We start from the raw sequence: 19,787 nt of genomic DNA, 5'->3' as shown, positions 1-19,787 counted from the left end.
TGCGTCCCGGGGCCGTACCGTGTGCGGCCCCGGGCAACAGCGAGAGTGACGAGCCGATGTTTGGCTATGTTTTGCGGCGCCTTTTCGGGGCGATCCCGACGCTATTTATCATCATCACGCTTTCCTTCTTCCTGATGCGCATCGCGCCCGGCGGCCCGTTCGACCGCGAGCGCGCCCTGGAAGCAAAGGTGCTCGAAAACCTGAACCGCGTGTTCCATCTCGACCGCCCCCTGTGGGAGCAGTATCTCTATTATCTCGGCAATCTCGCGCGTGGCGATCTCGGGCCGAGCTTCATCTACCGCGACTTTTCCGTTCAGCAGCTCCTGGGCAGCGGTCTGCCGATCTCGATCCAGCTCGGCGCGTCGGCGCTGCTGCTGGCGCTGTTTGTCGGCTCCGTGCTGGGCACGATCGCCGCTCTGCGCCAGAACTCCTGGGTCGATTACGCCGTGACCGGGGTTGCCACCTTCGGCATCACCGTTCCGAACTTCGTCGTGGCCCCGCTGCTTTCGCTGATCTTCGGCGTCTGGCTCAGCCTGCTTCCGGCGGGTGGCTGGAACGGCGGCGGGTTGGCCAATATGACGCTTCCCGTCATCACGCTCGCTCTGCCGCAGGTCGCCATTATCGCCCGCCTGATCCGCGGCTCCATGATCGAGGCGCTGCGGTCCGACCATGTGCGCACCGCCCGCGCCTACGGGCTGCCGGCCAGGATGGTCGTGATCGTGCACGCGCTGCGCGCGGCCTGCCTGCCGGTGGTCTCCTATCTCGGCCCGGCCGCGGCCGCGCTGCTCACCGGTTCCGTCGTGGTGGAAACCATCTTTGGCCTTCCCGGCATCGGCCGCTATTTCGTGCAGGGCGCGCTCAACCGTGACTACACGCTGGTGATGGGCACGGTGATCATCGTCGCGGTCTTCGTGGTCGTCTTCAACCTGATCGTGGATCTCCTCTACGCCGCTTTGGATCCGAGGGTGCGCTATGACTGATGTTGCAACCAACACACCGGAACTCGCCGCCGGCAAGCCGGTAGCAGGCCGCTCACTCTGGGCCACCGCGCTGATGCGGCTGCGCCGCAACAAGGCGGCCATGGCGAGTCTCGTCATCCTCTGCGTCTTCATCCTCGCGGGCATCTTCGGGCCGATGCTGGCCCCGCACCACTATTCCACTGTCTATCCAAACTATGTGCGGGTGCCGGCAAGTCTCGAAGCCTATCCGAGTGAAGACGATCTCATCCCTCAGGCGGAGAGCGTGCTTGCCCGCACGCGGCTCGATATCAATTCGGTCGTGGTCGATGGGAATACGCTGCGCGTGGAGGCGTCTTCCGAACGCGAGATCGATCCGCGCGTGACGCGCTATCTCGACCGCTCGGACATCTTCTCGAACGCCCGCATCACCGAAACGAGCGCCGACGGCCGCTCTGTCGTGATGGAGGCCAATGTCGACCGCTTGCGCTTCATCTTCGGCACGGACGGCAACGGCCGCGATCTCTTCGCCCGTATCCTGATCTCGATCCGGATATCGCTGATGATCGGGGCGCTCGCCACCGGCGTGGCGCTGATCATCGGCGTGATCTACGGAGCAACGGCGGGCTTCCTCGGCGGCCGGGTCGACAACATGATGATGCGCGTGGTCGACATCCTCTACGCGCTGCCCTTCACCTTCTTCGCCATCCTGCTGGTGGTCTTCTTCGGCCGCAACGTCGTGCTCATGTTCATCGCCGTCGGCGCGGTCGAGTGGCTCGACATGGCGCGCATCGTGCGCGGCCAGACCATATCGCTTCGCAGACGCGAATTCGTGCAGGCGGCGGAGGCGCTGGGCGTGAGCTCGGGCGGCATCCTGCGCCGTCACATCATTCCCAACACGCTCGGGCCTGTGATCATCTACATGACGCTGCTCATCCCGAAGGTGATCCTGCTTGAAAGCTTTCTGTCCTTCCTCGGCCTCGGCGTTCAGGAGCCGTTGACGAGCCTCGGCGTGCTGATCTCCGAGGGTGCGCGCAACATGCGCGCGGCACCTTACATGCTGCTTTACCCATCGCTGGCGCTGACGCTGCTCCTGTTCACCCTGAACTTCCTGGGAGACGGCCTGCGCGACGCGCTCGACCCGAAGGATCGCTGACATGAGCAGGAGCGAACGCATTTTCGACATCCGCGACATCCGTGTAACCTTCGATACGCCGGACGGCCCAGTCGAGGCCGTGCGCGGCGTAGACATGCATGTGAATGCCGGGGAGACCGTTGCCGTGGTGGGCGAATCGGGATCCGGCAAGAGCCAGATCATGATGGCGGCGATGGGACTGCTCGCCTCCAACGGGCGGGCAGAAGGGTCGGTCGCCTATCGCGGGCAGGAGCTGATCGGCCTCTCCCGCGAAAGGCTCAATCGCATCCGCGGTGCCAAAATCACCATGATCTTCCAGGAGCCGATGACATCGCTCGACCCGCTCTACACGATTGAGCGGCAGATCTGCGAACCCATCATCGTGCATGGCGGTCTGTCGACTTCGGCTGCGCGCAAGAGAGCGCTGGAGCTTCTGAAGCTGGTGCACATCCCCGATCCCGAGCGCCGCCTCAAATCCTATCCGCACGAGCTTTCGGGCGGGCAGCGCCAGCGCGTCATGATCGCCATGGCGCTGGCCAATGACCCGGACCTTCTGATCGCCGACGAGCCGACCACCGCGCTCGACGTGACGATCCAGGCGGAAATCCTGCGGCTGTTGGCCGAACTACAGAAGAAGCTCGGCATGGCGATCCTCTTCATCACCCATGACCTCACCATCGTCGAAGCTTTCGCCGATCGCGTCTATGTGATGCAGAAAGGGGAGGTGGTGGAGGAAGGCGCTACGGAGGCCATCTTGCAGCGCCCCGCCAAGGCCTACACCAAGATGCTGCTTGCGGCCGAGCCGGAAGGCTCCAAGCCTCCGGTCCCGGAGGGGACACCCGTCCTGCTCGACGCGAACAAGGTCTCGGTCACTTTTTCCTCCGGCAGCGGCTTCTTCTCGCGCAACAAATTCGAGCTCAAGGCCGTGCAGGATGTGACGCTGTCGCTGCGGGCGGGACAAACGATCGGCATCGTGGGCGAGTCGGGTTCCGGCAAATCCACGCTCGGCCGCGCCTTGCTGCAGCTCCTGCCTTCGGAAGGGCGGGTCGTCTATCAGAGCACGCCGATCCAGGGTCTCGATCGCGGGGGCATGCGGCCCTATCGGAAGAACCTGCAGATGGTCTTTCAGGATCCTTACGGCAGCTTGAGTCCGCGCATGACGGTAGGCGAGATCATCACGGAGGGGCTCTTGGTCCACGAGCCTCAGCTTACGGCACGCGAACGTGAAGATGCTGCAACGGAGGCGCTGAAGGAGGTCGGGCTCGATCCCGCTACGCGCAACCGCTTCCCGCATGAATTCTCGGGCGGCCAGCGCCAGCGCATCGCCATCGCGCGCGCTGTGGTGCTGAAGCCCACAGTCATCGTGCTCGACGAGCCGACCTCCGCGCTCGACCGCTCCGTGCAGAAGCAGATCATCACGCTGCTCCGCCGCATCCAGCAGAGCCACGGCCTTTCCTACATCTTCATCAGCCACGACCTTGCGGTCGTGCGCGCGCTCGCCGACTACACGATCGTGATGAAGTCGGGCCGCGTGGTGGAGGAGGGGCCGACGGAAGAGGTCTTCCGGCAACCTTCAAGCGATTACACCCGTGCCTTGATGCAGGCGGCCTTCCATCTCAGGGAGGTGTTGGAACGGCAGGCGGTGGTCCCCGCCTAGAGCCTTTCAGGTTTTGGCGGAAGCGTATCCTGCATTGACGAAGTAGTTGCTGCATTCACTGGGCTGGATTGAGGAGACGAGGCCGCCGATATGACGCCATGTCTCCTCATGGTTCACTTTTTGGGCCGCGCGCATCCAGTGCTTGATCTTGGCGAAAGCCTGCTCGATGGGGTTAAGGTCTGGGGAATAAGGCGGCAGGTACCAGAGCCTTGCGCCGGCGGCTTTGATCATCTGCCGGACGGCGGCCGACTTGTGCGAGCCGAGATTGTCCATGACGACGATGTCGCCCGGTTCAAGCACCGGCACGAGCTGCTGCTCGACATAGGCGCGGAAGCACTGGCCGTTGATCGGTCCATCGAAGACGCAAGGCGCCGTCAGCCGGTCATGGCGCAAAGCGCCGAGGAAGGTCAGCGTGCGCCAGTGGCCGTGCGGGGCAAAGCCGCGCAGGCGCTTGCCGCGTGGTCCCCAGCCCCGCAGCGGCGCCATGTTGGTCTTGATCCAGGTCTCGTCGATGAACACCAGCCGTGTCGGATCGAGACCGGACTGCCAAGAACGCCAGCGTTGCCGCCGGCGGGCGATGTCGGCACGAGCCTGCTCAAGGGCGAACAGCGTTTTTTGAACCGAAGCCCCTCGCGGCGCAGGAACCGCCACACCGTATCGTGCGACACCTTCACGCCGCGCGCCGCCAGCTCTTCCTTCAGCTTGTGCAGCGACAGATGCGGCGTCTGGCTGATCCGCTCGGCGATGAAGGCACGGTGCGGCTCCAGCACGCGCTTGCGGTGCCCGCCCATCTTGCCCGGCGCCACAGACCCGCTCGCACGGTAGCGCTGAGACCACTTCACCGCCGACGAGACGGCAACGCCGAAACGAGCCGCCACCGACCGGCAGCTCTCGCCGGCCTCGACCGCCCCAACAACACGTTCACGCAGATCATTCGAAAGAGGTCGCGTCATCCCATGCTGGCCTCCACTCCAGCCAGCATCTTGAATCACAAAACCTCCGAAATCGGAATCCCCTCCGATTCAGACACAACCTGAACCGCTCTAAGCGGGCGCCCTGCCCGAAAGACTACACCTCAAGTGTGTCCACCAGACGGCCAGCGCCATGGCGGAACGGGTCGGTCGTGGGCAGGCCCACACGGTCTTCGATCTCCCGCAGACACGTCTCTGCTTCAGTGTCGGAAAGCGCCGCGGTGTTGACCGAGATTCCGGCCACGCGGACGTCCGGGTTCACGATGCGCGCGGTCTCCAGTGCAAGTTCCTGCAGCGCCTCGAGCGAGGGCAGCTTGTAATGCGGCAGGCCGCGCATATGGGTGCGCGTCGGCTCATGGCAGAGCACCAGTGCATCCGGCTGACCGCCGTGGACTAGCGCCATCGTGACGCCGGAGAAGGAAGGATGGAACAGGCTGCCCTGGCCTTCGATCAGGTCCCAGTGGCCGGCTTCATTGTCGGGCGTCAGCCACTCGACTGCGCCCGCCATGAAGTCCGCCACCACGGCGTCGAGCGGAATGCCCGAACCGGTGATCAGGATGCCTGTCTGGCCTGTGGCCCGGAAGGTGGCTTTCATGCCGCGCGTGCGCATCTCTCGCTCCATGGCGAGTGCCGTGTACATCTTGCCCACCGAGCAATCCGTGCCGACGGCGAGGCAGCGCCTGCCGCTGCGTTTCCTGCCGTCGGCGATCGGATAGTCGTGCTGCGGCACGCGCACGTCGAAAAGCGTTGTGCCCGCGCGTTCGGCGGCCTGGACAAGATGGGGAAGGGCTGTCAGCCGGTTGTGAAGGCCCGCGGCGATGTCCATGCCCGCTTCCGCCGCGGCGGTGAGCGTGGACAGCCAGCTTGACGAGATGACGCCGCCGCGATTGGCCGCACCCACCACCATGGTCTGCGCGCCGGCTGCCCGTGCCTCCTCCACCGTCATCTCGGGCAAACCGAGATCGGCCTTGCAGCCGGGCAGCCGCAGCTGGCCTACGCAGAATTCCGGCCGCCAATCCTTGATACCTTGAGCCACCTTGGCGGCAAGCTGGTCCGCCGCGTCGCCGAGGAACAGAAGGTACGGGGTCTTCAGCATCGCATCTCTCCTTTTGTGCCGCGATTGCTGCCGGGAGCCGCCCGTTCTGTCAAGGAAGCTTTCGGTGCGCAGTCGTGCAATCCCGTTGATTGCGCAGGCGGGTAAGGTTAACGATGGGTTACGACGAAACGGGGGGCCCGGTTTGGACGCGGTAAAGAAGGCGATCAGAAGCGCCCTGCAGAAGGGCGACGCGAATGACCGGGCGTTCCGCGAGAAGGTCTATCGGCAAGCATTTGCCGCCCTCGAGCGTTCGATGCAGGCGCGCCCGGACTTGGCCGCAGAAGAGGTCCAGCAGCGCCGCGAGCAGATCAAAGCCGCGATCATCGAAATCGAGCGGGAATATATCCCCCGCGAAGCCCCGCAGCCTTCCGCGCCCACGCCCCCTCCGCCTGGAGAGCCTTCCCCCTCCTCCGCAGAGGAAGTGGTTCCGGAGCGACGCGAACCCGATTTCATGCCGCGCATCGAGCGCGCGGAGCGCCTCCAGCTCCGTGATGAGCCGACACCCGACTATTCCCCCTTGGGCGAGGTTCGCAGACCCGTGGCTGCGCGGCGGCGACGGCCGATCGCGTTGCTTGTTGCAATCCTGGCTCTGGTTGCCGTGATCGGACTCGGCCTGTGGTGGATTGTCGGCGGGATTCCCAGGCCGGCGGAACAGGGTGGCGTGGGGGCTGGCGGCGAGATTGCCGGCACGCCGCCGCCCATGGCCGAAGGCGCCGCGTCGGATCGTGATTGGATAACCGTGTTCTCGCCTACCGACCCCACGACGGCCAGCACCGCTGCAGGCGCGAGCGCGGAAGCAATGAGCGAAGCCGGCGAGTCCTTTCTGAGGATCGGGGCACGGGATCCGGATGGCGCGGTGACCTTCGACGTCGGGCAGGGCGTGCTTGAGCAGCTTGCGGGAGGGCGCGCCGTCTTCAGCCTCAACGCACGCGCGAGCGAGGGGGAAACGCAAATCTCGATTTCCTGCGATTTCGCGGCGCTTGGCGGATGCGGGCGTACACGTTACGAAGTGGGTGACGCGCCTTCCGAATACCTTTTTGAAATCCAGTTGCCGGACCGGCAGCCGACGGGCGGCGGAAGGATTTCGATCGCGCCGGACGTCGCTGGCCAGGGTCGCCTGCTCGATGTGTTTTCGCTGCGGGTGAGCATAGCGGAGTAGCGATGGCCGGGCGACGGCCGGAGATTTCGCGCTGCGCTATGCGCTTTCCTCACTCCGTGTCCGGCTGGCTCTGGCTTGTTCCTCCAGAAGGGCTTCAAGCGTCTCGATGCGGTCGGCCTCGCCCGAGGGCTTGTCCCATCGGAGGCGCGAGACGCGCGGGAATCGCATGGCAATGCCCGATTTGTGGCGCGTGGAGCGCGCAAGGCCTTCGAAGGCGACCTCGATCACAAGGCCGTGATTGCGATCGGCCCTGACGGCGCGCACGGGGCCGAAACGCTCGACCGTGTTGTCGCGCACATATTTGTCGATCTGCTTCAGTTCCTCGTCGGTAAAGCCGAAATAGGCCTTTCCCACGGGCACCAGCATCGGATCCTCCTCCGGTCCTGCCCAGACGCCGAATGTATAGTCGGAATAGAAGCTCGATCGCTTGCCATGGCCCCGCTGGGCATACATCAGCACGGCATCCACGGTGAAAGGATCGCGTTTCCATTTGAACCAGGGGCCCTTTGGTCGGCCCGGCAGATAGTGGGAGTCCTTCCGCTTCAGCATCAGCCCTTCTATGATGGGATGCGGCGGATTCATTCGCTTCACGTCGAGTTCCTGCCAGGTCTCGAAGGGGATTGTCGGCGAAACGTCGAACCGGTCGGCCAGCAGGTGCCGCAGGAACTCCTGCAGCAGCGCTCGCCGCCCTTCATAGGGCAAGGCGCGCGTGTCGCGGCCGCCGAGGGCGAGGATGTCGTAGCAGCGCATGAAGACCGGATAATCCCGCAGCATTTTCTGCGACACGGCCTTCCGGTTCAGCCGTTGCTGCAGGTCGGAGAAGGTGCCGGTCCGTTCCCGCGGATCACCTACCAGAAGCTCGCCGTCCAGTGCCGCATCGAAATCCATGGCTTCGGCGAGATCCGGAAAGGTGTTGGAGATCTCGTCGCCCGTGCGCGAATAGAGCTTCCTCACGCCGCCTTCGGCCACGGCCTGCACGCGAATGCCGTCCCACTTCCATTCGGCGGCATAGTCCGCGGGCGTGAGGCCGGCGAAATCCGTCTCCTCCATTGCATGCGCCAGCATCACGGGCCGGAACGGCGCCTTGGCCGCGTTCTCCGGCTTCGGCCCGCGCTTCTCGAGCCAGGCGAAAAGCGCGGTATAAGGCGGCCAGAGCCCGTGCCAGAGCTCCTCGATCTCCTGCACGTCCACCTGGCCGAATTCGGCCAGCGCCTGCTTGGTGAGCCGGGCGGAGACGCCGACGCGCAAACCCCCTGTCGCAAGCTTGATCGCCGCGAAACGCCCGGAAGGCGAAAGCTCGTCGAGGACGCGCGCCACGACCGCCGGCGCGTCGGAGCGGCTCGCCTGCGCCAGCCTCTCGACCACCTCAGAAAGGGCTGGCGTCTCCGCTTCCTTGTTCTCGCCGGCGGGCCAGATGAGCGAGACGGTCTCGGCGAGGTCGCCTACATAATCGTAGGAATAGCCGAAGAGCACCGGGTCCACCCGTTCCATCACCAGCGCACGCAGCATCGCGGGCTTCACCGCCGGGAAGCCGATGCCGCCAGTGAGCGCCGCCAGCCCAAATCCACGGTCGGGGTCGGAAACGGTCTCGAAATAGTCGGTTAGAAGCCGCAGTTTGCCGTTACGCGACGGCGTCAGCACCAGCCGATCGAGAAGCTCCGCGAAGCGCTCCATTATTCGGCCTCGTCTTCGTAGCCGGCGATGTGCAGCGGCTTGGCGGCGATGCCGTTCAGCTCGCACCAGCGCACCAGTGCCTCTTCGCGCCCATGCGTCGCCCACACCTCGCCAGCGCCCGTCTCACGGATCGTCTGCGTCAGCTCCTCCCAGTCCGCATGGTCGGAGATGATGAGCGGCAATTCGACACCGCGCTGGCGCACCCGCTGGCGGATGCGCATCCAGCCGGATGCGAAGCAGGCGAGCGGATCGGCGAAGCGGCGTGACCAGCGGTCGTCGATGGCCGCCGGCGGCGCCACGACGATGGCGCCCGCCGGCGGGGCCGCCCCGCGCTCTTCCACCGTCGCCGGCTGCAGTATGCCGAGCGGGACGCCGGCGCTCTCGTAATAATCGCAGAGCTTCACCAACGCGCCATGGATGAAGATGGTATCGTTGTAGCCGGCATCGCGAAGGAGCGCGATCACTCTCTGCGCCTTACCCAGCGTATAGGCGCCGACGATATGCGTGCGCTCGGGAAACTGCCGCACCGATTTCAGCAGTTGTGCGATCTCGTGCGAGGCGTCCGGATGGGTGAAGACCGGCAAGGCAAAGGTCGCCTCGGTGATGAAGATGTCGCAGGGGATGGGCTCGAAAGAGGCACAAGTGGGATCGGGGCTGCGCTTATAGTCGCCCGATGCCACGATGCGTGTGCCGCCCCCCTCCACGCAGATCTGTGCGGAGCCCAGCACGTGGCCGGCGGGGTGGAAGGTCACCTCGACGCCGTCGATGGTGATCCTCTCGCCAAGCTGCACCTCCTGGACGGAGCCCGCGAAGCCGGGGCCGTAGCGCAGTTCCATGATGTCCAGCGTTTCCCGCGTGGCGAGCACCGCGCCGTGGCCCGCCCGCGCATGGTCCGAATGGCCGTGCGTGATCAACGCACGCTCGACCGGCCGCACGGGGTCGATGAAGAAGTTTCCCTCGGGACAGCAGAGGCCCTCGGGCCGGGAGCGGAGAAGTTGCGCCATAGGTTGAAGATAGGTGTTTTTCCGTCGAGCGGAAGACGCTTGCAAATCCCGTGTTTCTCCATCATAAGCGCGCGCTCGCGCCGGAACTGTTCGATGATCCCCCTTTCATTCTCTTCGGGCAACCTGCTTGCCGACCGACGCGCCGATTATGCAGAGATGCTGTTTTCAACCGGCGACCACAAAGCCGCCACAGACTTGATGGCGGAAGCCCTCGCGCTTGTCCCCGGATGGGTGGCCGGCCATTTTCGCCATGGCGAAATGCTGGCGGAGGCAGGTGAGCTCGCCGCCGCCGTGGAGGCTTGGCGCAACGCGCTCCGCCTCGATCCCGAAGATCGCTTGGGTGCCGCGCTAAAGCTGGAACTCCACGGTGCCCTTTCCGGCCTTGAGGCTGCCCCCAGCGCCTTTGTGGAACGACCAATACGCGGATGCATTTGACGGGGCCCTCGTCGAAAAGCTTGCCTACCGCGTGCCCGAACTGCTGTGGGACGCGCTGCAGAAGCTGGCACGCGAGCGCTTCGCCCATGCGGTCGACCTCGGCTGTGGCACTGGCCTCATGGGCGAGCGGCTAAGGGCCGCGGCGAGCTTCCTGGAAGGCATGGATATTTCGGGCGAGATGTTGAAGCGCGCCGAGGCCAAGCGCATCTACGACAGGCTCCGGCGCGAAGACCTCCTGAAGCTCGGCGCCCTCCCGCGCGAGGCCGATCTCGTCATGGCTGCCGACGTCTTCATGTATCTCGGCGCGCTTGCCCGCGTCTTCGAAATGGTTGCCGCGAGCCTGCAGCCGGGGGCCGTCTTCGCCTTCTCGGTCGAAAGCCATGACGGGCCGGAGGAGATGGTGCTGCGCCCCTCGCGCCGCTACGCCCATTCGTCCGCCCATATCCGTGCACTGCTCGCTGCCGCCGGTTTCGATATTGCCTTCTTCGAAGCGGCCACGATCCGCATGGATCGCGGCGAGCCGGTGCAGGGCCTGATCGTGGTGGCGGTGAGGAGGGGAGCTTCTGTGGTGGCGGGGGATATGATGATGCCTGACGAAGCAGCCGAGCGGACCGAGTTGCAGTAGAAATACGGAAGGCTGGTTACCTTTCGCCCCCTCTCTGGCCGGCAGGCCAGGGAGGTGCGCGAAAGGGAGCCGGCCTGATGCAATAGAAAAGGAAGGCCCCCACTTGGCCGTCGCTCTGTTCTGCATTAGTTCTAGCCATCTTGGAACAGACGGATATCACCGCCGGCGACCGCGCCACCCTTCTGCCCGCGTTGTTCCGCGAGTGGTTCGACGCGCGCGGATGGTCGCCGCGTCCGCACCAGCTTGAACTTCTGGGCCGTACGCGTGTGGGCCGCTCGGTGCTCCTGATCGCTCCCACAGGCGCGGGCAAGACGCTGGCCGGCTTTCTCCCCTCCCTTACGGATCTTGCCGAAGGGCCGAAACGCAAGCCGGGCGAAGCCCATCGCGGAATCCACACGCTCTACATCTCCCCCCTCAAGGCGCTCGCCGTCGACATTCAGCGCAACCTGACGAAGCCGGTGGAGGAGATCGGACTTCCCATCCGCATCGAGACCCGAACGGGCGACACGCCCGCCCACAAGCGCCAGCGTCAGAAATACGCCCCGCCGGATATTCTGCTCACCACCCCCGAGCAGCTCGCCCTGCTGATCGCCTCGGCGGACGCGGAGCGCTTCTTTGCCGGCTTGCAATATGTCGTGCTGGACGAACTGCACTCGCTCGTCACCTCCAAACGCGGCCATCTCCTGTCGCTGGGCCTGGCGCGGCTTCGGCGGCTGGCGCCCGGCACCATCGGCATCGGCCTTTCGGCCACCGTTGCGGACCCGGACGGCCTGCGTCGATGGCTCGTGGATCAGAACCTTCCGGGCGCGATGGCCGATATCGTGACGGTGGCGGGCGGTGCCAAGCCGGAGATCGCCATTCTGGAGACGGAGGAACGCGTCCCCTGGTCCGGGCATTCGGCGCGTTATGCCATTCCCGCGATCTATCAGGCCATCAAGCGTCATAGGACCACCCTGCTCTTCGTCAACACACGCAGCCAGGCGGAGCTCCTTTTCCGCGAGCTCTGGCACATCAACGAGGAGAACCTGCCGATCGCGCTCCACCATGGCTCGCTCGATGTGGCGCAGCGGCGCAAAGTCGAGAAGGCGATGGAGACGAACAGCCTGCGCGCCATCGTCGCCACCTCGACACTCGATCTCGGTATAGACTGGGGCGACGTGGACCTCGTCGTCCATGTGGGCGCGCCGAAGGGCGCGAGCCGGCTCGCCCAGCGCATCGGCCGTTCCAATCACCGCATGGACGAGCCGAGCCAGGCGATCCTCGTGCCGGCAAATCGTTTCGAGGTGATGGAGTGCCGGGCGGCCCTCGAAGCCAACTATCTGGGCGCGCAGGATACGCCGCCCTTGGGTGAGGGTTCACTCGATGTATTGGCGCAGCACGTGTGGGGCCGCGCCTGCGCAAGCCCTTTCGACGAGGATGCGTTCTATGAGGAGGTGCGGAGTGCTGCGCCCTATGCCGAACTGCACCGCGCCACCTTCACCCGCGTGGTCGAGTTCGTCGCCACGGGCGGCTATGCGCTGAAGACCTATGAGCGCTACGCCAGGATCCGCCGCATGAAGGACGGCCGCTGGCGCATCTCCCATCCCAGTGTGGCGCAACAGTACCGCCTCAACGTCGGCACCATCGTCGAGGCGCCGATGCTCAATGTGCGGCTTACGCGCCGGCAGGGTGCGGGCGGCGGTGTCCGTGGCGGGCTGCTCCTCGGCCATGTGGAGGAATATTTCCTCGAAACGCTGGCGCCGGGGGACACCTTTATCTTCTCCGGAAGGACTCTGCGTTTCGAAGGCATCCGCGAGAACGAGGCTTTCGTGAGCAATGCCGCTGGCAGCGACGCGATGGTGCCCTCCTATGCCGGCGGCAAATTTCCGCTCTCCACCTATCTCGCCGGCGAGGTGCGTGCGATGCTCGCCGACCCCGCGCGGTGGAAAACGCTTCCCGACCAGGTTTCGGACTGGCTGCGCATCCAGCAGGAGAAGTCCGCTCTGCCCCGCAGGGAAGATCTTCTCGTCGAGACCTTTCCGCGCGGCGACCGCCATTATCTGGTGACTTATCCCTTCGAGGGCAGGCTGGCGCATCAGACGCTGGGCATGCTGCTCACAAGAAGGCTGGAGCGCCTCGGCGCGCGTCCACTGGGGTTTGTGGCGACGGATTACTCACTCGCCGTCTGGGCACTCGAGGATATGGGGCGAATGATCCGCCGTGGCGAGCTGTCGCTGGCCCGCCTCTTCGAGGAGGACATGCTCGGTGATGATCTGGAAAGCTGGCTGGCGGACAGCTGGCTGTTGAAGCGCACGTTCCGAAACTGCGCGGTCATCTCGGGGCTGGTGGAGCGCAACCATCCCGGCAAGGAGAAGACCGGGCGTCAGATTACGGTCTCCGCCGACCTCATTTACGATGTCTTGCGCGCCCATGAGCCCGACCACGTCCTGCTTCAAGCCACGTGGAAGGATGCCGCCACGGGCCTGCTTGATATCGGGCGGCTCGCCGAGATGCTGTCGCGCATCCACGGCCGAATCATGCATAAGGATCTGGAGCGGATTTCGCCGCTCGCCGTGCCGGTGATGCTGGAGATCGGCAGGGAGTCGGTAGCAGGCAGCGCGAACGAATCCCTGCTGGGCGAGGCCGCCGAAAGCCTGATCGAGGAGGCCATGGGCAGCGTATGAATATCGTGGAGCGGGTTTCATGGGAGGCGGTGGAGATCGCGGTCGCCGGCGAGCGCGCCGTTTGCGACCGCTCGGGCGCGCTCTATCTCCCCGCTGACCGGCTGCTCGTCGTCTCGGACCTGCATCTGGAGAAAGGCTCCTCCTATGCCCGGCGCGGCAGCTTCCTGCCGCCCTATGACACGCTCGCCACGCTCCGCCGCCTCTCCGCTATCATCGCGCGCTGGCAGCCCTCTGCCGTCATCAGCCTGGGCGACAGTTTTCACGATGCGGGCGGCTCCGGCCGCATGCCCGAGGCCTTCCGCGACCATTTGCTCGGCCTGATGGCGGGGCGCGACTGGTACTGGATCGCTGGCAATCACGATCCCGTTCCGCCAAAAGGTCTGCCCGGCGATTGGGTGAACGAGCTGGCGCTCGGCGGCCTCGTCTTCCGCCACGAGCCGACGCAAGGCGAAGAAGGTGAGATCGCCGGCCATCTCCACCCCGGCGCGCGCATCGTGCAGCGCGGCCGCTCCGTCCGCCGCGCCTGCTTCGCCTGCGACGGCCTGCGCATGGTCATGCCCGCTTTCGGCAGTCTCACGGGATCGCTCAACGTGCTCGACCGCGCCTTTGCCGGGCTGTTTCGCCGCGAGGCGCTTACGGCTTACATGCTGGGCCGCGACCGTGTCTATCCGATCGCCGGTGCTTTGCTGAGGCCAGCGTAGCTCGGAAAGCCCGTCCGCCTCAGTCCCTCCTGAACACGAGCCTGCCCAGCCAGCCGGTCGCAATGGCGAGCAGCACGGCGGAGAGGCCGTAGAGAAGGCTCTGCCGGTGCGCGAACTCGAAGATGCGCTGCTCCATGCCGGCCTTGCGGATTGTAAGTGGTGCCGACGTCTCGCGCAGGAACACGCCGTTGCGGAAGAGGAAGGCGCGCGCATTGTGTGTGCCGACCGGCACGTGCGGCGCCAGGTAGAGCGTTGCGCGGAAGAGAGTGCGCGAGAGGAACTGCACGCCCCCCACATTCTCCACATAGAGGTCCGCCGCCTCCTTGCGCTCCACCAGTGCCGCGGCGAATTCCTCGATCGTCCGCGGGTTGCCGTCGGCATCGAGCGGTTGCAGGTGGATGTTGTCCACTCGCAAAGCCAGCCTGCCGTAGCTGCCTGGATCGGTGATGTCTTGCGGCTGACGCGTCATGGCGACGGAATAGGAGGCCGGCACGTCCTTGAACACCACCGAATCGGTGTTGATCCACATGCCGAGCACCCGCGTCTTCTTGCGCACGACGGTTGTGCGTGGCGGGCCCTCGAGCACCACGATGACGTCGTATCGTCCCTGCCGGCTCACCAGCGGGTCGGCGTTGTCGAGCGCCCCGAAAATCGTGAGATTGGTTCCCGCGAAATCCGACGTTATGGCCACGCTGTCTGTGGAGAGCCCAATCTGAATCCCTTCGGGTGGCACTTCCTCCTGCTGCGCCGCCCCCTGGCCAATCGTGGCCAAAGAGAGTGCGGCGAGGAGGGCGAGCCGTGGCAGGAGCATCAAACCGCTCCCGCGAGCGAGTAGACGCTGGCCGGCCGCACAAAAAGGTCGAAGGCGAGCCTGAGCGCCACCGCGAGCACCAGAAGCGCCAGCAGCGCCCGAAGCTGCTCGCCGCGGAGCCTCTGCCCGACCCGTGCGCCATATTGGGCGCCAGCCACTCCGCCCACCATGAGCAGGAAAGCGAGCACGACGTCGACCGTCTGGTTCGCGGTGGCGTGCACGACCGTCGTGTAGGCGGCCACGAAGATGATCTGGAACAGCGAGGTGCCGACGACCACATTTGTCGGCACCTTCAGGAGATAGATGAGCGCCGGCACCATGATAAAGCCGCCGCCGACGCCCATCACTGAGGCAAGAAAGCCGATTATGACGCCGATGCCCAGCACCGGGATCACGCTGACGAAGAGTTTCGAGGCGCGGAAGCGCATCTTGAGCGGCAGCCGATGGATCCAGTTGTGCTGGCCGGGCCGGCGCAACGAAGCCGCCTGGCCGCCGCGTGCGCGCCGGATGGCCCGCACGCTTTCCACCAGCATCAGTCCGCCGACCGAGCCGAGCAGCACCACATAGAGGAGCGAGACCATGAGGTCGAGCTGGCCCAGGCTGCGCAGATAGGCGAAGACATAGATACCCATGCTCGAGCCCGCGAGGCCGCCAGCGAGCAGGACGGTGCCGAGCTTCACGTCGAGCGTGCCGCGCTTGAAGTGGGCGAGCGCACCGGAGAAGGAGGAGGCGATGACTTGGTTGGCACCCGTGGCGACGGCGATCGCCGGCGGTACGTTGTAGAAGATCAGGAGCGGCGTGATGAGAAAGCCGCCGCCCACGCCGAACATGCCCGAAAGGAAACCCACGGCGGCGCCCATGGAAAGTAGCACCACCATGTTGACGGACATTTCCGCAATCGGGAGATAGATGCCCACCCCGTCACACCAAGAAATTTAGCTGTGCACCCGGCACATGGCGGAACCGCCACGCATGATCAGTCGATCAGTTCGTTCTTGCGCCCACAATGCGGCGAAGTCAAACGCGCTGACCAGAAAACCTTGAAAACTCGCAGGAAATGGGGCAGCGGACGGTGGAAACCGGTCACATGGTTACCGCGCGATTGCGCGGTGGCGGTCGAGGTGCGAAACGGCCCGCCGGATGGGCATGGGCAACTGACTTTAGCCGTTCTGCTTCAGAAGGGCTCGAACGAGCGATTCGTCGATCTCGCCCGTTTCGGCCATGCCGTTCTGCCGCTGGAAAGCACGGATCGCGGCACGCGTCTTCTCCCCCATCACGCCGTCGGCCGGGCCGGCTTCGAAGCCCGCGTTGTTGAGGATGAGCTGCACGTTGGAGATCGCCTTCTTCATGTCCACGCCGGCCGTGATCTCCTGACCCTGCTGCCACTCTGCGGGAATCGTGACCGAATTGGCCGCAGGCTTGGGTTGCCGCGCGGTCCAGAGCTTCGCCTTGCCCTGCGCCTGGGCCAGATCCGCAGGCGCCATCGTCTTGGCGATCTCATCGCGTTTGGCCGCAGCGTCGTCGTCGCCCGTCCGGGCGACGATGTCGAACCATTTGTAGGCTTCGACGAGGTCGACGGGTATGCCCACGCCCTTCGTGGCGAGGATGCCGAGATTGAACTGGCTGTCGGTCACGCCGAGATCAGCCGCCTCCTGGAACCAGCGCGCGGCGGAGGTGTTGTCCGGAGAGCCGTCCGCGCCCATGGCGAAGAGCACACCCAGATTGTGCATGGCGCTGGCATTGCCCTGTTCGGCGGCGCGCTGGTACCATGTCTTCGCCTCGGCGAAGTTGCGCTCCACGCCGATGCCCTTTTCGTAGAGATTGCCGATGCGGTATTGCGCGGGCGCCAGCCCCTTTTCGGCGGCAAGCTCGTACCATTGAGCCGCCTTGGTCATATCGGCGGCGACCCCGCGGCCTTCCGCGAAGCGGCTGGCGATCTCGTAAAGAGCATCCGCCTTGCCGTCGGCGGCTGCTTCCCGCAGGGCCGAAGGCCCGATTTCCGGAGGAATCGCGGGCAGCTCGGCGGCAACGGCGGGCGCCGGTTCCGCTTGAGGAGTCTGTGTCGCTTCGGGGTTGCTTGGAAGCTCTGCCGGCAGCGCAGGGGCGGTCTGCTCCGATGTCTGCCCGGCGGTAGTGTCGTCCTCATGCGCGCTGCGATCGGCGTCGATCTGCGTAACCTCCGGGGGCTCGGGGAGCGCGGATGCCGTCTCCTCATCATCCGGCTGAGACGGTGTCTCCGCCGGTTCGGGAGTCGTCCGAGTCTGCACCGGATCCAGATCGGCCGCGGCCGATTGCGTGAGCGTCTCCGTTTCGCCCTCGCTCGCGCTGTTCTTGCCGAGCAGCATTACGTCCTCCGGCTTCTGGATGAAGCTGCCTCCGACATAGACCCCTCCAGCGATCAGAACGGCAGCCGCCATGGTCAGCAGGAGCTGCTTGCGGCGCCGGCGCAGCACGCCCTCCTGTTTGCGACTCTTTTTCCGCGGCTGGTTGGCGCCTTCTGTCTCCGCTTCTGCGGCGGCCTGGGCCGCCCGGCGCGCGGCGGCGATGAAATCGGCCTTTCCGGTTTCCTCCGCCGGGCGTTCGCGCGCTTCCTGCTGCTCGCGTACGCGCCGAATGATGGAATGGATGTCGGGGACACCCGATCCCGGCTCGAGGGGCTCGTTCGCCTGAAAGGCGCCGATCTCCAGTTCTTCGGTTGAGAGAACCGGCTCCTCGCGCGGAGCTCCTTGGCTGTTGCGTCGTGCCGAGAAGGCTCGTGAAAGGCCGGCGAGCAGCTTGCGCGGCTCCTGATTCGCCTCCTGATCGTCGTTTTCCCGAAGCGCCGCTTCAGCGGCCGCCGTGGCGGCTTCCGAGGGCGTGCGCGATGACTCGGGCAGGTCGATGGGGGGTGTTTCGCCCTTCTCCGCCAGATGTGCCGGCAACTCCTGCGAAGGGACGGGCAGCGCGGCGCGTCTCTCTGTGCCCTCCTCGAGGGAGCTCAGGCGGTCGACGATCTTGATGAGCGTGTCGTGAATGGCCTCGAAGGTCTTCGTGTTGCGCTCGTCGGACTTCCGCGTAAGCGTCTGCAGCTTCTCCAGCTCCGCCCTCAGGTGGTCATCGACCGCGTGCGTGTGGCCGGTCGCAAGGCGCTCGGCCACCTCCTCGGCGGCATGGCGGGCGGCCTCCAGAACCGCGGCGCGGTTTTCCTCGATGGTGCGTTCGATCTTTTCCAGGCGAGGATTCATATCCTCGAACGGGGGGAATTCGCGGCCGGGTTGCGACAGGTGCTCGGCAAGGCTCGCCACCTGCTTTTCGAGATTGCGGATCACCTCGGAATCGACCGGTACTGCCGAAGCCGAGCTCTGGAGCCGTTGGGCAATATCGTCGAGCCGCGCTTCGAGCGCGTGGAAGGCGCTCTCGTCTCTTGCCGCATGGTGCGAACCGCCGAGCTGGGCCGCCAATCCCGCGAAGCGGTCGTCGAGTGCTGCCATCAGCTCGCTTTCGGCATCATGGATGCCGGTTCTGCGGTCGAACCGTTCCGCGATATTCTCCAGTCGACGCTCGAGATCGTGGAAGTGCCCGCGCTCCTGCTGGAGTGCTTCCTGCGCCCGCCGCGCGACCAGCTCGGAAAAATGCGCGAACCTGTCTTCAAGGCCGCGGAAAAACCGGTCGGCTTGGCGCTCCTGAGGCGCCGCATTCAGCTTTTCACTGATCTGCGCGGCAAGACCGTTCATGTGGTCCATCGCGTGTTCCGGCGTATCGATGCGGCGCGCGATCTCGTCCACTTGCTCCGAAAGAGCGCCGAGCCGTTCAACGATCAGGCCCTCCGGCCTGTTCTGGACCAGTTCGTCCAGCTGGCCGGCGAGGGAGGCGATGCGCGCTTCGATCCGCTCGAACTGGCTTGCATCGAAGGCCGGCGTGTGCGCGAGGGCGGCGGAGGCCGTGATGGCGCGCGAGATTTCGTCGAGACGCTCTTCCACCATGGCGTAGAGATCGGGCCCATTCCTGTCGCTCCGCTCTGCGAACCTGTCGAGCGCGATCGCGAGCGTGCGCACCGATTGTTCCAGCGAATGCAGCGATAGGGAATCCGGCAGGCTGTTGACTGCTGCGGCGATCTCCTCGATCCGCACGGCAAGCCGCTCCATTGCGGGGTCGGCGCCACGCGCACGGCCTTCCGGCGCGCGCACCGTATCGTCCCGCGCCACATTGGCGAGGGCTGTCTTCACCTGTTCGATATCGAGGCGCAGGAGCTTGCTGTTCTTGTCGTCGCTCTGCTCTGCAAGTTGCTCGATCGCACGGGAAAGTCGCTCGAACTGGACATTGAGCTCGCCGGGAACGGAAGGGGTGGGCACGGTACTTTTAGTGCGCTCGAGTTCCGCGCGCGGCGTTTGGGGCTCACCGCGCGGGCCGGAATTCACCGCGCCCCGCATATCCTCGCGCAAAGCCTTCAGTTCAGCGGCGATGCCGCCGATGGAGGCAAGCTGGTCCTCCTGGAGCCGGGATTGTTCGATTTCGCGTGCGATCCTTTCCAGATTGGCTCGCGGGGATGGTTCCGGAGCGCCGGCCGGCGGCATTTCGGGGCGGTTCAGGAGACCGGCACGGTCGGAAAGGCGCTCCATACGCCGTATGATGTCGTCCTCTTCGTCCTCAGGGCGATTGTCTTTGTCGAGGGCGCGTCCCAGCCGGTCCTCCAGTTGGTTCAGCGTGCGGCTGATCTCATCGAGCGTGTGTTCGGGCCGGCGTTGCCGCCCGGTATTGAGATTCTCCAGGTACGACCGCTTGCTGTTCATCAATATGCCCGCTTCTTCGCGGCTGTCGGTCGCCGCAGTTGGAACGCCCACGCGCAGGGTACCTGGGCTGCGATGCTTGGCACTGCTGTTTGCAGGCAGGCATCCTCGAGACAATTCCCCCACGACCGGAA

The 19,787-nt window shown here is 65.3% G+C and carries 13 protein-coding genes and 1 pseudogene; 7 read left to right on the top strand and 7 right to left on the bottom strand.

Annotated elements, in window-relative coordinates; genetic code table 11:
• Nucleotides 1–56 precede the first annotated feature (56 nt).
• From oppB to PVE73_RS24175, 3 genes are read left to right on the top strand one after another with little or no spacing between them, the layout of a single operon-like run.
• Nucleotides 57–980: an oligopeptide ABC transporter permease OppB gene (oppB, locus tag PVE73_RS24185; RefSeq protein ID WP_277364685.1), complete on the top strand. Its 924-nt coding sequence runs from the start codon at nucleotides 57–59 to the stop codon at nucleotides 978–980.
• Nucleotides 973–2,112: an ABC transporter permease subunit gene (locus PVE73_RS24180; RefSeq protein ID WP_277364684.1), complete on the top strand. Its 1,140-nt coding sequence runs from the start codon at nucleotides 973–975 to the stop codon at nucleotides 2,110–2,112. Before oppB ends, PVE73_RS24180 begins: the two co-directional genes overlap by 8 nt.
• A gap of 1 nt (nucleotide 2,113) precedes the next feature.
• Nucleotides 2,114–3,748 (top strand): ABC transporter ATP-binding protein, encoded by a 1,635-nt coding sequence (locus tag PVE73_RS24175; protein ID WP_277364683.1) that lies wholly within the window; start codon nucleotides 2,114–2,116, stop codon nucleotides 3,746–3,748.
• Nucleotides 3,749–3,754: 6 nt separating this feature from the next.
• Here PVE73_RS24175 and PVE73_RS24170 read toward each other — a convergent pair.
• Both PVE73_RS24170 and dgcN read right to left on the bottom strand, forming a co-directional pair.
• A protein-coding gene (locus tag PVE73_RS24170; protein WP_277364682.1) for an IS630 family transposase occupies nucleotides 3,755–4,701 on the bottom strand; the annotation gives its coding sequence in 2 pieces (ribosomal slippage) (nucleotides 3,755–4,365 and nucleotides 4,365–4,701; 948 coding nt in all).
• Between the two features lie 115 nt (nucleotides 4,702–4,816).
• Nucleotides 4,817–5,815 carry an N-acetyltransferase DgcN gene (gene dgcN, locus PVE73_RS24165; RefSeq protein ID WP_277364681.1) on the bottom strand — a complete coding sequence of 333 codons (999 nt, stop codon included), beginning with the start codon at nucleotides 5,813–5,815 and terminating at the stop codon, nucleotides 4,817–4,819.
• 142 nt (nucleotides 5,816–5,957) lie between these two features.
• On the opposite strand from dgcN, the gene PVE73_RS24160 reads away from it, so the two are divergent.
• Nucleotides 5,958–6,974: a hypothetical protein gene (locus PVE73_RS24160; RefSeq protein ID WP_277364680.1), complete on the top strand. Its 1,017-nt coding sequence runs from the start codon at nucleotides 5,958–5,960 to the stop codon at nucleotides 6,972–6,974.
• Nucleotides 6,975–7,010: 36 nt separating this feature from the next.
• Here PVE73_RS24160 and PVE73_RS24155 read toward each other — a convergent pair whose 3' ends face one another.
• Entirely contained in the window at nucleotides 7,011–8,648 is a 1,638-nt protein-coding gene (locus PVE73_RS24155) for a cisplatin damage response ATP-dependent DNA ligase (RefSeq protein ID WP_277364679.1), read from the bottom strand.
• Complete coding sequence (locus tag PVE73_RS24150) at nucleotides 8,648–9,652, bottom strand: ligase-associated DNA damage response exonuclease (RefSeq protein WP_277364678.1); 1,005 nt, start codon at nucleotides 9,650–9,652, stop codon at nucleotides 8,648–8,650. The genes PVE73_RS24155 and PVE73_RS24150 overlap by 1 nt, the downstream gene beginning before the upstream one ends.
• A gap of 93 nt (nucleotides 9,653–9,745) precedes the next feature.
• Between PVE73_RS24150 and PVE73_RS24145 the strand changes: the two are divergent.
• From PVE73_RS24145 to pdeM, 3 genes and pseudogenes are all read left to right on the top strand, one after another.
• Nucleotides 9,746–10,712: pseudogene (locus PVE73_RS24145) on the top strand (methyltransferase domain-containing protein).
• A gap of 140 nt (nucleotides 10,713–10,852) precedes the next feature.
• Nucleotides 10,853–13,375 carry a ligase-associated DNA damage response DEXH box helicase gene (locus PVE73_RS24140; protein WP_277364677.1) on the top strand — a complete coding sequence of 841 codons (2,523 nt, stop codon included), beginning with the start codon at nucleotides 10,853–10,855 and terminating at the stop codon, nucleotides 13,373–13,375.
• Entirely contained in the window at nucleotides 13,372–14,076 is a 705-nt protein-coding gene (pdeM, locus tag PVE73_RS24135; protein WP_277364676.1) for a ligase-associated DNA damage response endonuclease PdeM, read from the top strand. Before PVE73_RS24140 ends, pdeM begins: the two co-directional genes overlap by 4 nt.
• A gap of 19 nt (nucleotides 14,077–14,095) precedes the next feature.
• On the opposite strand, the gene PVE73_RS24130 is transcribed toward pdeM, so the two are convergent.
• From PVE73_RS24130 to PVE73_RS24120, 3 genes are all read right to left on the bottom strand, one after another.
• The gene (locus PVE73_RS24130; RefSeq protein WP_277364675.1) at nucleotides 14,096–14,887 is read right to left on the bottom strand and encodes a TIGR02186 family protein; all 792 of its coding nucleotides are present in this window, start codon (nucleotides 14,885–14,887) and stop codon (nucleotides 14,096–14,098) included.
• Nucleotides 14,887–15,804 carry a sulfite exporter TauE/SafE family protein gene (locus PVE73_RS24125; RefSeq protein WP_277364674.1) on the bottom strand — a complete coding sequence of 306 codons (918 nt, stop codon included), beginning with the start codon at nucleotides 15,802–15,804 and terminating at the stop codon, nucleotides 14,887–14,889. Before PVE73_RS24125 ends, PVE73_RS24130 begins: the two co-directional genes overlap by 1 nt.
• Nucleotides 15,805–16,047: 243 nt before the next feature.
• On the bottom strand, nucleotides 16,048–19,707 hold the full coding sequence (locus tag PVE73_RS24120; RefSeq protein WP_277364673.1) for a peptidoglycan-binding protein: 3,660 nt from the start codon (nucleotides 19,705–19,707) through the stop codon (nucleotides 16,048–16,050).
• Nucleotides 19,708–19,787 lie beyond the last annotated feature (80 nt).

The organism is Chelativorans sp. AA-79 (assembly GCF_029457495.1).
Classification (GTDB): domain Bacteria; phylum Pseudomonadota; class Alphaproteobacteria; order Rhizobiales; family Rhizobiaceae; genus Chelativorans.
The sequence above is the reverse complement of the archived record's forward strand: the minus strand, read 5'-3'. Positions and strand labels throughout refer to the sequence as shown.